Annotated in this window: 8 protein-coding genes; 7 read left to right on the plus strand and 1 reads right to left on the minus strand. The window is 70.4% G+C overall.

Going from position 1 to position 15,473, the window contains the following annotated elements; all coding sequences use genetic code 11:
* Positions 1-3 precede the first annotated feature (3 nt).
* The 4 genes from HNR30_RS07935 to HNR30_RS07950 are packed head-to-tail and all read left to right on the plus strand — an operon-like array spanning position 4 to position 9,481.
* The gene (locus tag HNR30_RS07935; protein ID WP_181609100.1) at positions 4-1,197 is read left to right on the plus strand and encodes a glycoside hydrolase family 15 protein; all 1,194 of its coding nucleotides are present in this window, start codon (positions 4-6) and stop codon (positions 1,195-1,197) included.
* Positions 1,194-3,389 (plus strand): glycoside hydrolase family 31 protein, encoded by a 2,196-nt coding sequence (locus tag HNR30_RS07940; protein WP_181609101.1) that lies wholly within the window; start codon positions 1,194-1,196, stop codon positions 3,387-3,389. The genes HNR30_RS07935 and HNR30_RS07940 overlap by 4 nt, the downstream gene beginning before the upstream one ends.
* Before the next feature lie 18 nt (positions 3,390-3,407).
* Positions 3,408-6,659: a TIM-barrel domain-containing protein gene (locus HNR30_RS07945; RefSeq protein ID WP_181609102.1), complete on the plus strand. Its 3,252-nt coding sequence runs from the start codon at positions 3,408-3,410 to the stop codon at positions 6,657-6,659.
* Positions 6,656-9,481, plus strand: coding sequence for a TIM-barrel domain-containing protein (locus tag HNR30_RS07950; RefSeq protein ID WP_181609103.1), 2,826 nt, complete (start codon positions 6,656-6,658; stop codon positions 9,479-9,481). Before HNR30_RS07945 ends, HNR30_RS07950 begins: the two co-directional genes overlap by 4 nt.
* 60 nt (positions 9,482-9,541) lie before the next feature.
* Here the strand turns inward: HNR30_RS07950 and HNR30_RS47465 are convergent, their stop codons facing one another.
* Entirely contained in the window at positions 9,542-11,437 is a 1,896-nt protein-coding gene (locus HNR30_RS47465) for a glycosyl hydrolase family 8 (protein ID WP_312894284.1), read from the minus strand.
* Positions 11,438-11,684: 247 nt separating this feature from the next.
* On the opposite strand from HNR30_RS47465, the gene HNR30_RS47470 reads away from it, so the two are divergent.
* The 3 genes from HNR30_RS47470 to HNR30_RS07975 are packed head-to-tail and all read left to right on the plus strand — an operon-like array spanning position 11,685 to position 15,444.
* Positions 11,685-13,361: a discoidin domain-containing protein gene (locus HNR30_RS47470; protein WP_181609104.1), complete on the plus strand. Its 1,677-nt coding sequence runs from the start codon at positions 11,685-11,687 to the stop codon at positions 13,359-13,361.
* Positions 13,361-14,533 (plus strand): MFS transporter, encoded by a 1,173-nt coding sequence (locus HNR30_RS07970; RefSeq protein WP_181609105.1) that lies wholly within the window; start codon positions 13,361-13,363, stop codon positions 14,531-14,533. The genes HNR30_RS47470 and HNR30_RS07970 overlap by 1 nt, the downstream gene beginning before the upstream one ends.
* Positions 14,530-15,444, plus strand: a complete 915-nt coding sequence (locus tag HNR30_RS07975) for a TolB family protein (RefSeq protein WP_181609106.1) — start codon at positions 14,530-14,532, stop codon at positions 15,442-15,444. The genes HNR30_RS07970 and HNR30_RS07975 overlap by 4 nt, the downstream gene beginning before the upstream one ends.
* Positions 15,445-15,473 lie beyond the last annotated feature (29 nt).

The raw sequence follows: 15,473 nt of genomic DNA on the forward strand, positions 1-15,473 counted from the left end.
TCAGTGATCGTAGGAAGCGACCTGGCGCGGGCGCAGCTCGTCGCGCGCAGCATCGATGTGATCAGCACGCATCAGTCGCCGTCGGGGGCCTACCCAGCCAGTCCCACCTTCTCCGCCTATCGCGGCTACGCCTGGCTGCGTGACGGAGCGTTCATCGCCGAAGGCATGAGCCGGTCAGGGCAGGCCGACGGCGCGAGCGCCTTCCACGCCTGGTGCGCCCGCGTGATCGGCGCCCGCCACGACCAGGTGGCGGGCCTGATCGCCCGGGCCCGCGCCGGGCTCGCGGTGTCGGCGGCGGAGATGTTGCCCACCCGGTTCACCCTCGACGGCGGCGACGGCGCCGACGAGTGGTGGGACCACCAGCTCGACGGCTACGGCACGTGGTTGTGGGCGCTGGCCGAGCACACCGCCCGGCACGGGGCCCGCGTGCCCGGCGCCGACGAGGCGGTCCGCGTCGCCGCCCGCTACCTGACCTGGTTCTGGAACCAGCCCTGCTACGACTGGTGGGAGGAGCACGTCGACCAGCGGCACGTCTCGACGCTCGGGGCCGTGCACGCGGGCCTGCGCGCCGCGGTGGACGGCGGCCTGCTCGCCCGCAAGGAGGCGGCCGCCGCCGAGCGGGCGGTCGCCGACATCGCCGCGCTGGTGGCCGAGCAGGGCGTCGCCCCCGCCGGGCACCTGCGCAAGTGGCTGCCGTCCGGGCAGGGAACGGTGGCGCTCGTCGACCCGGGCGAGGCCGTCGCGCCCCTGCACGACCTCGACACCCAGGGGCTCGGCGGCGACGCCGTCGACGCCTCGCTGCTGGCCTGCGTGGCGCCGTTCGGGCTCTACCCGGTCGACCATCCGGTGGCCGTGGCGACGGTGGCCGAGGTGGAGCGCCAGCTCGCCACCGACGGAGGCGTGCACCGTTTCCGCGCCGACACCTTCTACGGCGGCGGCCGCTGGGTGCTGCTGGCGGGCTTCCTGGGCCTCAACCACGCCGCGGCGGGACGCCGCGCCGAGGCGCTGCGCTACCTCGACTGGATGGCCGCCCAGGCCGACGCGGCAGGTCAGCTGCCGGAGCAGGTCTCCGACGTGTTGCTCGCGCCGCCCCGGCTGCAGGAGTGGCTGCAGCGGTGGGGGCCGGTCGCGCAGCCGCTGCTGTGGTCGCACGGAATGTACTTGATGCTCGCCGACGCGCTGGAGGTCCGCGCATGATCACCCATCGACCGTACGGCTCGGGCCACCCGTACGCCGACACCCAGGACCAGCGCCTGCCCGTCACCCCCCTCGACGGGCAGCCGGTGGAGCTGCGGGTGCGCGCCGCCGCGTCGGTGCGCGAGATCGTCTGCCAGTGGCGCGTCGACGGGCGCGACGAGACCGAGCTCCGGCTGACCAGGGCGGGTTCCGCGCAGGACGGCGCGGAGGAAGGGCAGCTCGACGGCGGGCATCTGGCCGCCGCGCAGGCCAGGGCCGCGCGGGCCGCCTCCGGTTCGTGGAGCGTCACCACCCCTCCCCTGGCAGGCGGTCACCGTTACAGCTACCGCTTCGTCGCCACCACCGAGACCGGCGCAGGCCGTACCAGCCGGTGGTTCGACGTCACCGCGGCGAGCTGGCACGACGGCGGCGGCAAGCTCACCGCGCGCGGCGCCGACCGCATCGTGCCGGGCAGCGCACGCTGGCTGGCCGACGGCGACGGCGTGCTGCGCGGCCGGTTCGAGATCGCCCTGGCCCCCGGCGAGCACGTCGTCGGCTTCGGCGAGCGCTTCGACAGCGTCGACCAGCGCGGCCGTTCGCTCGACTCGGTCGTCTTCGAGCAGTACAAGGCCCAGGGCGCCCACGGCCGCACCTACCTGCCGATGCCGTTCGCGATCGTCGTCGGCGGCGGGCGCAGCTGGGGCTTCCACGTGGCCACCTCCCGCAGGACCTGGTACGACGTGGGCGACACCCTCACCGTCGAGGCCGAGGGCGACGAGCTCAACGTCACCTTCTACGAGGGCAGCCCCGCGCGGATCCTCGACGCCTTCCTCGACGACGTCGGCCGCCCCGCCGAGCTGCCCGACTGGGTGTTCGGCCTGTGGGCCAGCGGCAACGAGTGGAACACCCAGGCTCGCGTCATGGCCGAGATGGACGCCCACCGCGAGCACGACGTGCCGGTCGGGGCGCTGGTCATCGAGGCGTGGAGCGACGAGAGCACCTTCACCGCCTTCCGTGGCGCGCAGTACGAGCCGGGGGAGGAGCCCCACACCCTGGCCGACTACACCTTCCCGGCGGACGGGCCGTGGCCCGACCCCAAGGGCATGGTCGACGAGCTGCACGAGCGCGGCATCAAGGTGCTGCTGTGGCAGATCCCGCTGCAGAAGACGCGCCCCCACCCCACGCATCAGGCCGCCGTCGACGCCCGGCAGCTCGTCGAACGGGGGTACGGCGTCAGGGAGGCCGACGGCCGGCCCTACCGCAACCGGGGCTGGTGGTTCCCGCTGGCGCTCATGCCCGACCTGTCGAGCCCGAGCGTGCGCGCGTGGTGGACGGCCAAGCGCCGCTACCTCGTCGACGAGGTCGGCGTCGACGGGTTCAAGACCGACGGCGGCGAGCACGCCTGGGGCCACGACCTGCGCTACGCCGACGGCCGGCGGGGAGCCGACGGCAACAACCTGTTCCCCGTGCACTACGCCCGCGCCTTCGGCGACCTGCTGCGCGAGTCGGGCAAGGCGCCGGTGACCTTCAGCAGGGCCGGGTTCGCCGGGTCGCAGCCGCACGGCGCGTTCTGGGCCGGTGACGAGGACTCCACCTGGGAGGCCTTCCGCTCCTCGATCAGGGCCGGCATCACCGCAGGCGCCTGCGGCATCGTCTACTGGGGCTGGGACCTGGCCGGCTTCTCCGGCCCGGTGCCCGGCGCCGAGCTGTACCTGCGGGCCGCCGGCACCAGCGTGTTCATGCCGATCATGCAGTACCACTCGGAGTTCAACCACCACCGCACGCCCAGGCGTGACCGCACCCCGTGGAACATCGCCGGGCAGAGCGGCGACGAGCGCGTCATCCCGATGTTCCGCGCCTTCGCCAAGCTGCGCGAGCGGCTGGTGCCGTACCTGGCGGGCGAGGCGGCCAAGGCCGTGCGCGGCGGCGCGCCCCTGATGCGCGCCCTGTTCTTCGACCACCCGGGCGACGAGGCCGCCTGGGCCTACCCGCTGCAGTACAAGCTCGGCGACGCGCTGCTCGTCGTGCCCGTCACCGAACCCGATGTCGACCAGGTCGAGGCCTACCTGCCCGAGGGCGAGTGGGTGGACGTCTGGACCGGCGAGACCCATTCCGGCGGGCGATCCCTGACGCTCGCCGCGCCCCTGGACCGGCCGCCGGTGCTCTGCCTGGCCGAGCGCTGGCCCGAGCTGTCACCCGTCTTCCGCGCCTGAACGAGGAGCACCCCCAACGTGAAACGGTTACGGTCCGGCGCCGTCGTCGCGATCATCGTCCTGCTCGCCTCCCTCATCCACGCCCCGGCCTACGCGCTGGACGGCGTCTTCCACAACCCCACCGGCATCGACGAGCTCTACTCCACCGAGGCCACCGAGCGCGCGCCGCGCGACCCGATGGCCGGGGAATCGGTCCAGATCAAGGCCACGACGTGGCCGATCGAGCCGGGTCAGACGGTGTGGGTGACGTGGACCAGGAACGGCGTCGCCCAGACCCCGATCGGCGCCGCCTTCGACTACAACAACGGCAACAACACCTACTGGAAGCTCACCCTGGGCACCTTCGCCCGGGGTGACCAGATCTCCTACACGGTCAACGCCGACGTCAACGGCGGCGGGCAGCGCAGCACCGGCCCGTTCTCCTTCACCGTCACGTCGTGGAGCACGGTCACCAACGTGACCGGCTACACCAACAACGGCACCTCGGTGGACGTCACCACCGGCGACAGCGCGGGCAGCTTCACGCCGAAGATCCGCTTCGCCTTCCCGGCGCTCGACCGGTTCCGTACCCAGATCGCCCCCAGCGGCAGCGGCCTGAACATCTCGGGCGTGAGCGGCTACACGGTGACCAACTCGGCGAGCACGCTGACCCTGTCCACGAGCTCGCTGGTGCTGAAGATCCAGAAGACGCCGTACCGGCTGTCGGTCTACAAGGGCGACGGCACCACGCTGATCACCCGCCAGTACGATCCGGCGGTCTTCCGCAACATCGGCTGGGCCAGCGACGGCGCCACCACGATCACCAAGATCGAGGACCACCTGCTGTCACCGGCGGGCGAGCGCTTCGAGGGCTTCGGCGAACGCTACGACCGGCTCGACCAGCGCGGCACCGACGTGCACAACTACGTCTACAACCAGTACCGCGACCAGGGCGCGACCCGCCGCACCTACCTGAGCGTGCCGTTCTTCCTGAACTCCGCGGGCTACGGCGTCTACCTGCCCAGCACCCGCTACGCGATCTTCAACCTCGGCACCCACCTGAGCGACCTGGCCGGGTTCACCGTCGACACGGGCGGCGCGCTCAACTCCACGCTCGACTACCACTTCTTCGCCGGTTCCCCGGCCGAGATCGTCGACGACTACACCGCCGTCAGCGGCCGACCGCAACTGCCGCCCAAGTGGGCCTTCGGCGTGTGGATGTCGGCCAACGAGTGGAACACGCAGGCCGAGGTCGCCACCGAACTCGGCAACGTCACCACGCACAACATCCCGCACACCGCGCTCGTGCTGGAGCAGTGGAGCGACGAGGCCACCTTCTACGTCTGGCACGGCGCGACCTACACCGCCAAACCGGGCAGCGGGAAACTCGCCTACTCCGATCTGACCTTCCCCGCGGGAACGGCCTGGACGAACCCCCAGCAGATGATCACCAACGCCCACAACCAGGGCATCAAGGTGATTCTCTGGCAGATCCCGGTGCTGAAGGAGAACTTCGACACCAACCCCTCCACCCCGCCGCAGCAGCACCTCAACGACAAGGCCTACGCCCAGGCGCAGAACTACGTCGTGCCCAACTACCGCATCCCCACCGGGCAGTGGTTCGGCGACTCGCTGGTGCCCGACTTCACCGGCACCGCCGCCACCAACTGGTGGATGAGCAAGCGCGACTACCTCTTCGACATCGGCGTCGACGGCTTCAAGACCGACGGCAGCGAGGCCATCTTCGGCCGCAACGTCACCTTCGCCGACGGGCGCAAGGGCGACGAGATGCACAACGCCTACCCCAACAGCTACACCAGCGCCTACAACACCTACGTCAAGGGCAAGAACGCCCAGAACACGATCTTCAGCAGGGCCGGGACCTCCGGGGCGCAGCAGTACTCCATCTTCTGGGCAGGCGACCAGAACTCCAGCTTCTCCGCCTTCCAGGAGGCCGTGCGCGCCCAGCTCAGCGCCGGGCAGTCCGGCGTGCCGTACACCGCGTGGGACCTGGCCGGGTTCACCGGCACCTTCCCCAGCGCCGAGCTCTTCCTGCGCTCGACCTCCCAGGCCACCTTCTCGCCGATCATGCAGTACCACTCCGAGAAGGCCAACCCCGCGGTCTCCGAGGCACGCACGCCGTGGAACGTGCAGGCACGCACCGGTGACACCACCGTGATCCCGACCTTCCGCAAGTTCGCCAACGTGCGCATGAACCTCATCCCCTACCTCTACACCGAGGCCAAGGCCGGCTCGGCGACGGGCGTGCCGATGATGCGGGCGATGAGCTTCGCCTTCCCCGGCGACTCGACCGCCGCGCCGCTGGACCAGCAGTACATGTTCGGCTCGCAGCTCCTGGTCGCCCCCATCACCACCCAGGGCGCCACGACCAAGAACGTCTACGTGCCCGCGGGCGAGTGGTACGACCTGTGGAACGGCGGGCGTGTCACAGGACCGGTCACCAAGTCCTACTACGCCGGTCTCGACAGCATCCCCGTCTACGCCAGGCCGGGAGCGATCATCCCGCTCAACCTCAACGCCGACTACCAGCTCGGCGGCACGATCGGCAACAGCGTGACGAGCTACACCAACCTCGTCTTCCGCATCTACCCGGCCGGCTCGACGTCCTACTCCTACTTCGACGACGCCGCCGCGGTGAACCGCACCATCAGCTCGGCCGAGAACTGGGCCGCGCACACCGCGACGGTGACCGTACCGGCCCTGACCACGACCAGCACCCTGCAGGTCGCCTCCACCCAGCCCAGCAGCGTCACCGGCGCCACCGCCCGTGCCAGCCTGGCCGCGCTGAAGGCGGCCGCCGAAGGCTGGTGGTGGGACCCGGTCCAGCAGCTCACCCACGTCAAGCTGGCCTCCTCCGCCTCCAGCAGGACCGTCACCCTCAACGGCGTCGACAAGGCCGGCTACGAGGCCGAGTTCGCCACCGGCACCGGCACCACGACCAACACCAACCACCCCGGCTACACCGGCACCGGCTTCGCCGACGGCTTCAGCGCCTCCGGCGACGCGCTCACCTTCGGCGTCAAGGCCGACGCCGCGGGCAGCCACTCGCTGAAGTTCCGCTACTCCAACGGCGTCGCCACCACCGCCACGGCGACCGTCCAGGTCGACGGCGTCAGCGTCGGCACCCTCTCGATGCCGTCGACGGGCAACTGGGACACCTGGGCCACCGCCTCGATCCCGGCGACCCTGACCGCCGGCGCCAGATCGATCAAGATCCTGTACGGCAGCGGCGGCGTCAACCTCGACCACCTGGTGGTGGCACGCCCATGAGACGCACCCTGCTCCTGCTGGCAGCCCTGCTGCTGCCGCTGCTCGTTGCCCAGCCCGCGCAGGCGGCCGTGCAGCGGGTCCAGTTCACCAGCGGCTCGACCTACCTGATCGTGGAGTTCCTCGACGACGACCTGGTGCACTTCGAACTGGCCAACGGCACCAGCCCCGGCACCTCGTCGCCGCTGTTCACCACACCGCAGGTGGCCAAGACCACCTACACAGGACCCACCAGCTTCAACCAGAGCGGCAACATCCTCACCACGGCCTCGATGAAGGTCGAGGTCACGGCCGGCACGCTCTGCGTCAAGGTCTCCGACCCCACCCGGCTGCTGTACGAGGCCTGCCCGCGCAACCTGTCGGCCGCGTGGAAGGGCCTGTCGATCACGAAGGGCTCGATCCAGAACGCCTACGGCCTGGGCGAGCAGTTCTTCATGGGCGGCAGCGCCGACGGCGACTGGGTGGGCCGCACCCGCACACCCGGCGGCGCCTACGGCAACGCCATGGCCTACGACACCGACAACGGGCCGGTCGGCAACGCCCAGATCCCGGTGCTGTTCGCGGTCGGCGCCTCCAACCTCAACTACGGCTTCTTCCTCGACCAGGTCTACAAGCAGGAGTGGAACCTCACCGGCGACCCGTGGACCGTCGACACCTGGGGCGACCAGGTGCGCTGGTACACGATGACCGGGGCCGACCTGCCCGACCTGCGCAAGGACTACATGGAGCTGACCGGCAGGCCGCCGGTGCCGCCGAAGAAGGCCTTCGGCATGTGGGTGTCGGAGTTCGGCTACGACAACTGGACCGAGATCGACAACCGGCTGGCCACGCTGCGCACCGCGAAGTTCCCCGTCGACGGTTTCGTGCTCGACCTGCAGTGGTTCGGCGGCGTCACGGCCGGATCCGACAACACGCGGATGGGCACGCTGGCGTGGGACACCGCGAACTTCCCCAACCCGGCCACCAAGATCTCCTCCCTGGCGTCCACCGAGGGCCTCGGGCTGATGACCATCGAGGAGTCGTACATCGGCAAGAACAACGCCGAGCACGCCGACATGGCCACCCGCGGCTACCTGGTCCGCGCCGGATGCTCCTCGTGCGCGCCCACCTACCTGACCACCAACGACTGGTGGGGGCGCGGCGGCATGATCGACTGGACGCAGGACGCGGCGGGCGACTACTGGCACACCACCAAGCGCCAGCCGCTCATCAACCAGGGCGTGCTCGGCCACTGGCTCGACCTGGGCGAGCCGGAGATGTACGACGCGGCCGACTGGACCGCGGGGGTACTGCCCGGCAAGCACGCCCACGCCGACTACCACAACGTCTACAACCTCAAGTGGGCCCAGAGCATCGCCCGCGGCTACACCTCCGGCACCAAACGCCCCTTCATGCTGGCCCGCTCGGGCGCGGGCGGCATGCAGCGGCACGGCGTGGCGATGTGGTCGGCCGACATCGGCTCCAAGCTGACCGCCCTGGCCCAGCAGCAGAACGCGCAGATGCACATGTCGATGTCGGGCATCGACTACTACGGCTCCGACATCGGCGGCTTCCGCCGCGAGATGCTCGACTCCGACCTCAACGAGCTCTACACCCAGTGGTTCGCCAACGGCGCCTGGTTCGAGGTGCCGATCAGGCCGCACACCGAGAACCTGTGCAACTGCGCGCAGACCTCGCCCGACCAGATCGGCCACACCGCCAGCAACCTGGCCAGCCTGCGGCAACGCTACGAGCTGACGCCGTACTACTACTCGCTCGCCCACCGGGCGTACGCCACGGGCGAGCCGGTGGTGCCGCCGCTGGCGTACTACTACCAGAACGACGCGAACGTGCGGGAGATGGGCCACCAGAAGCTCATCGGCAAGGACCTGCTCGTGGGCGTCGTGGCCGGGGCGGGCGAGCGCAAACGCGACGTCTACCTGCCCGCCGGCACCTGGTACGACTACGCCACGGGGGAGAAGCTCACCAGCACCGGCCAGTGGTTCACCGACCGGCCGCTGTGGGTCAACGGCGCCTTCCGTCTGCCCGCCTTCGCGCGGGCCGGGGCGATCCTGCCCAAGATGTTCGTCGACGACAAGACGATGAACGTCATGGGCAAGCGCACCGACGCCACCACCCGTAACGAGCTCGTCGCGCGGGTGTACGCCGGAGGCACCAGCAGCTTCACCCTCTACGAGGACGACGGCGCCAGCACCGCCTACCAGGGCGGCGCCGTACGGACCACGCAGCTGAGCCAGCAGCTCAGCGGCTCGACCGCCACGGTCACCGTCGCCGCCTCCAGCGGCACCTACACCGGGGCGCCGTCCTCGCGGCAGAACGTCGTCGAGCTCGTCGCCGACACCCAGGCGTCGGCCGTCACGCTCAACGGCTCGGCCCTGACCCAGCACGCCACCAAGGCGGCCTTCGACGCCGCCTCCAGCGGCTGGTACAACGCGGGCGGCAACCTGATCGTCGCCAAGTCGGCCTCGACGGCGGTCACCTCGGCCAAGACCTTCGCCTTCACCCTCGGCCAGGCGCCGGTCTCGGTCACCTTCTCCTGCTCCAACGGCACCACCACCAGCGGGCAGTCGGTGTACGCGGTGGGCAACGTGCCCCAGCTCGGCGCCTGGTCGGTGGCCAGCGCGGTGAAGCTGTCGCCGACCTCCTACCCGACGTGGACGGGGACGATCTCCAAGCTGCCGCCGAACACCACCGTCGAGTGGAAGTGCGTCAAGCGGCAGGAGGCGAACTTCCCCGACACGGCCGACGCGTGGGAGCCGGGAGGCAACAACACGGTCACCACCCCGGCGACCGGATCGGGAGGCACCAGCACGGGCGCCTTCTGAGCCGTGGTGCGCGCGGTCGAACCGGTTCGACCGCGCGCACCTGCCACGGCAGCGGACAGGTCAGGGCACCCAGTGGTTGTGGGTGACGGTGATCATGACCTGGAGCTGGATGCTGGCCGCGAAGTAGCTGCTGGAGTCGATGCCGGTGCTGACCATCTTGTTCCAGAGCGCGTCGAGCCAGGCCTGGCTGCCGGTGTCGGTCATCGCCGCGACGGCGAACGGCGCGAAGTAGGCCGCCGAGCTGCCGCTGGAGATCTGCGTGCCGTTCAGCTTGTAACCGATGGCGATCTTGTTCGGGTCGCCGCCCGTCTTGCTCCTGATCCAGGTGTTGAGCTTGCGGGCCGCGGCGAGCGACTGGGAGTCGCCGCTGGTGACCGCGTCGTCGCCGATCCGCCAGGGGGTACGGCAGGCGTTCCAGTAGTACTGGCCGTCGTTGGCCGACTCCAGCACCTCGCCGGGGGCCGGCCTGGGGCTGGTGTTGGTGTTGACCACGAAGTCGGGCAGCAGCCCGGTGCCGGAGGCGTAGCCGGACTGCAGCGAGGTGAGCACGCTCTGGTGCTTGTTGCGGATGGTGTCCCAGGCGGCGTCGCCGGTGGCCTTGCGGAAGGCACGGAAGTGGTCGGCCATCCAGTCGGAGGTGCGGCTGATGTAGTAGTGCTCGCCGCCCGAGCTGCTCCAGTCGCCCAGCTTCAGCAGGTTCGTGGAGGGGTTGATCTCGTCCTTCTTGATGGCGTTGATGTGCCTGATCGCCAGCTGCTTGTAGTTGTAGGTGCCGGAGCTGCCCCACTGCTGGTCGGCCAGGAGCAGGCCGTAGGCGACGTCCATGTCGCCGTCGGTGGCGGCGTCGGTGCCGTTGACGCTGACGCAGGAGGTGTTCTGCTCGGCGGCCAGCAGGTCGGGGTTGATCGAGGAGGGGTGGTCGATCTTCCACTTGACCAGGCCGTCGAAGATCTTCTTGGCGTCCGGGTCGGCCCCGGCCATCGTCGCCGTGATCACCATGCCGTAGCCCTGGGCCTCGGCCACGTAGGGGTGGTCGGCGTCGGGGGAGATGACCTGGTACCAGCCGTTGCCGCAGTTCTGGCGGACGAAGGCGGCCTTCCAGCGCTTGTAGTAGTCGATGACCTGGGCGTCCAGGGACGCCTGGCTGCCCGAGGGCCGCAGCATGCCGGAGGCGTAGGGCCGGCTGTGGCTGCCGAAGGGCACGGCGGGCCCGCTGCCGGTGGGCTGCGTGGTGGCGGTGACGGAACTGCCGGCGCTGGAGGTGTTGCCCGCGGCGTCCCTGGCTCTGACGGTGTAGCTGTAGGACGTCGAGGCGGTGAGTCCGGTGTCGGTGTGGGTGGTGCCGGTGACGCTGGCCACCTGGGTGCCGCCGCGGTAGACGTCGTAGCCGGTGACGCCGACGTTGTCGGTCGACGCGCTCCAGGCCAGGCTCACCGTGGACGACGTGGTGCCGGTGCTGCGCAGGTCGGCGGGGGTGCTGGGGGGCGTGGTGTCGGAGCCGCCCGCGGGCGTGCCGTACACGTCGAACTCCCACAGGGAGTAGCCGTACGGCGTGCCGCGCTGCGTGCCGTGCACGCGGACGTAGCGGCCGGTGCCTGCGAGCGTGAGGTCGTCGACGCCGCCGTCGCCCGCGCTGGTGGAGTAGACGTCGGACCAGGTGCCGCCGTCGTTGGACGTCTGGATCTTGTAGGTCTTGCCGTAGGCGGCCTCCCAGTTGAGGCGCACCCGGCTGATGGTGTGCGACGAGCCGAGGTCGACGCGCAGCCACTGCGGGTCGCTGCCCTCCAGCGAGGCCCAGCGGGTCGAGGTGCTGCCGTCCACCGCCTTGCCCGCCTCGAAGCCGGCGGCCTCGATGGAGGAGGCTGACGCGGGCTTGCCGCGCGAGATCAGAGGGTCGGCCGTTGTGGCGCTCACCAGCATCGGTAACGCCAGAGCGACGGCGAGGAAGACTTTCACGGACTCTCCAGGTTAGTTAAGAAAGATTCCTAACTCTCAGCGGAGAGTATGGGGTGGGGAATCGGCACACAAGGCCCAACTCTCCTCAGGTTAGGAATGTTTCCTAACTTTCTTGACAACGCCACGGCGTGCTTGCAGGATCGCGGAGTGAAGGGCTTGGCGCGGCGTCCCACGGGGACGTGACGTGCTCAGCTGTCTCAGCTGCCCCGGCCCTGAAGTCCCCCTGCCTGACTTCCGGGAATCCTTCATGAGACGACTGCTCTTACCCCTCGTTCTGCTCGTCCCCCTCCTCAACGGCGGCACCGCCTCCGCGGCCGCCGCCGAGACCCTGCTCTCGCAGGGCAAGCCGGCCACGGCCTCCTCCGTCGAGGACGCCACCTTCCCCGCCTCCCTCGCCTTCGACGGCGACACCACCACGACCCGCTGGGCCTCGCTCGAAGGCAGCGACCCGCAGTGGCTCCAGGTCGACCTCGGCGCGAGCCGGCAGCTCAGCCGGGTCAAGCTCACGTGGGAGGCCGCCTACGGCAAGACGTACAGGATCCAGCTCTCCGCCGACGGCTCCACCTGGACCGACGCCTACTCCACCAGCACCGGCGACGGCGGCGTGGACGAGGCGGCCGTCACCGGCACCGCACGCTACGTCCGCATGTACGGCACGCAGCGCGGCACCTCCTACGGCTACTCCCTCTACGAGATGCAGGTGTACGGCGAGGGCGGCACCGGCCCCGCACCCGGCTACCAGGCCGAGAACGCCACCCTGTCCCAGGCGTTCGTCGACACCAAGCACGCCGGGTACACCGGCACCGGCTTCGTCGACTACGTCAACACGACCGGCGGCTACATCGAGTGGAGCGTCACCGCGGCCGCCGCGGGACCCCACCGCCTCGACTTCCGCTACGCCAACAACTCCGCCACCGGCAACCGGCCCGTCGCGGTCACGGTCAACGGCGCGAACGCCGCCTCCCTGACCTTCCCGCCGACCGGCGCGTGGACCACCTGGACCACCCAGGCCGCCACCGTCACCCTCAACGCGGGCGCCAACACCGTCCGGGCCACCGCCACCGGCACCGACGGCGGCCCCAACATCGACCGCCTGGACGTCACCCCCGACACCGGCGGAGGCGGCACCAGCTTCGTCGTCGCCGCGGCGGGCGACATCGCCCAGCAGTGCACCGCCAGCTCCAGCTCCTGCATCCACCCCAAGACCGCCGCCCTCGTGCAGGCGATGAACCCCGAATTCGTCATCACCATGGGCGACAACCAGTACGACGACGCCCTGATCTCGGACTTCCGCAACTACTACGACAAGTCGTGGGGCGCGTTCAAGAGCAAGACCCGCCCGAGCCCCGGCAACCACGAGACCTACGACCCCGCGGGCTCGCTGGCCGGATACAAGGCCTACTTCGGGTCGATCGCCTACCCCAACGGCAAGCCGTACTACAGCTACGACCACGGCAACTGGCACTTCGTGGCGCTCGACTCCAACGACTTCGGCTCCACGCAGCTCAACTGGCTCAAGGCCGACCTGGCCGCCAACACCAAGAAGTGCGTCGCCGCCTACTGGCACCACCCGCTGTACAGCTCGGGCGAGCACGGCAACCAGCCGGTCGCCAGGGCCACCTTCCAGGCCCTCTACGACGCCCGCGCCGACCTGGTGCTCGGCGGGCACGACCACCACTACGAGCGGTTCGGCCCGCAGAACGCCAACGGCGGCTCCGACACCCAGGGCATCGTGTCCATCATCGGCGGCACCGGCGGAGCCTCGCCGTACGCCATCGAGAACGTCCAGCCCAACAGCCTCAAGCGCCTGACCGACACCTACGGCGTGGTCAAGCTGAACCTGGGCCCCGACTCCTTCCAGACCCAGCTCATCGGCCTGGACGGTTCGGTCAAGGACTCCGGCCCGACCTACGCCTGCCACTGATGTACGTTGCGACACCGCAGCTGAGCAGGCTCAGACTGCTCCTGGCCGTCCCCGGAAACGTGGCCGCGCTGGGAGCGGTCAGCCTGGTCACCGACATCTCCTCCGAGATGATCACCGCGATCCTGCCGTACTACCTGGTGCTGGTGGTGGGGCTCAGCCCGCTGGCCTACGGGCTGGTGGACGGGCTCTACTTCGGCGTCACGGCGCTGGTACGGCTGGGCGCGGGGTATGCCGCCGACCGGTGGCAGCGGCGCAAGCTCGTGGCCGGGATCGGCTACGGCCTGTCGGCGCTGTCCCGGCTCGGGCTGCTCGCGGCGGGCGCCTCGGTGCCCGCCCTGGGCGCGGCGGTGGCGGTCGACCGGGCCGGCAAGGGCCTGCGCACGGCGCCGCGTGACGCGCTGATCTCGCTCAGCGCCGAGCCGGGGCGTCAGGGACAGGCGTTCGGCGTGCACCGGGCGATGGACACCATCGGCGCCTTCCTCGGCCCGCTGGCCGCGTTCGGCCTGCTGGCCCTGGGCGGCGCCTACGACCTGGTCTTCGTGGCGAGCTTCGCGCTCGGGCTGCTGGGCGTGGTGCTGCTCGTGCTCTACGTGCGCGACCACCGCACCCCGGCGCCGCTGACGCTGGTGGGGGCGGCGCCTTCGGGGGTGGCGCCCTCCGCACCGTCGATGACGCCGTCGATGACACCGTCGGAGCGGCGGCCGGGCCTGCGACTGCCCGCCGACCCGCGCTTCCGCCGCATCCTGCTGCTGGCCTGCCTGCTCGGCCTGCTGACCCTCAGCGACGCGTTCATCTACCTGCTGCTGCAGGACCGGGTGGCGCCCGAGTTCTTCCCGCTCCTGCCCCTGGGCACCGCCCTGGTCTACCTGCTCACGGCCGTCCCGGTCGGACGGCTGGCCGACCGGTACGGCAGGATGCCGGTCTTCCTGGCCGGCCACGGACTCCTGCTGGCCCTCTACGGCCTGCTCGCGTGGCAGGCTCACGCACTGGTGATCCTGGTGCTGCTCGGCCTGTTCTACGCCGCCACCGACGGTGTCCTGATGGCGGCGGCCGGCCCCCTCCTGCCGGACGCCACGCGCACCAGCGGCCTGGCGTGGCTCCAGACCGGCCAGGCGGTGGCCCGCATGCTCTCCTCGATCCTGTTCGGCGCACTCTGGACGGTGCTGGGATGAAACGTCTGCTGATCGTCAGCCTGACCGCACTCCTGCTCGGCCTGGGCGTGACCGGCTACGCGTGGTGGCGCTCGGCCCCGGCGCCGCGCGAGGTCGACGCCATCCGGGTCAGGGACACCGCCTCCGGCATGATCACCGGCACCGACCGGCGCTGCGACCGCTTCTACCAGGCGGCGGGCACGGCGGTCTGCCTCGTCGTCGAGCCGGGAGCGGTGCCGAAGACCTACGCGCTCATCCTCGACGCGGAGATGCGCGAGGTACGGCGCGTGCGGATCGCGGGCATCCCCAGCAGGGCCCGCGTGTCGGCCAGCGGCCGCATGGTCTCCTGGACGGTCTTCGTCACCGGGGACTCCTACAACAGCGGCGGGTTCTCCACCTGGACCGGCATCCTCGACACCAGGACCGGCTACCTCGTCACCAACATGGAGGAGATCCCGCTCTTCATCGACGGGAAACGCCACTACTCCGTCGACGTCAACTACTGGGGCGTCAGCTTCGCCGCCGACGACAACCGCTTCTACGCCACCGTCTCCACCAAGGGCCGCACCTACCTCGTCGAGGGCGACTACACCGCCTGGCGGGCCAGGACGTTGCGGCAGAACGTGGAGTGCCCGTCGCTCGCTCCCGACGGCACCAGGCTGGCGTTCAAGAAGCGCATGTCCAGCGGCGCGTGGCGGCTGCACCTGCTCGACCTGGCCACCATGCGCGAGACCCCGCTCGCCGAGACCGCCGAGGTCGACGACCAGGCGGCCTGGCTCGACGGGAACACGGTCATGTACGGCAGAGCAGGCGATGTCTGGGCGGTCGCGGCCGACGGCGGCGGGCAGCCGCGGCTGCTGGCCAAGGGGGCGTCGTCGCCGGTCCCACCCGGCCGGGAAAATCTCTCGCGCGCGATGTCGATCCGCCGCTGACCTCTTCGACCTGGGGGTGAGAGGGTCGG

Source organism: Nonomuraea soli (assembly GCF_013761175.1).
Lineage (GTDB): Bacteria > Actinomycetota > Actinomycetes > Streptosporangiales > Streptosporangiaceae > Nonomuraea > Nonomuraea soli.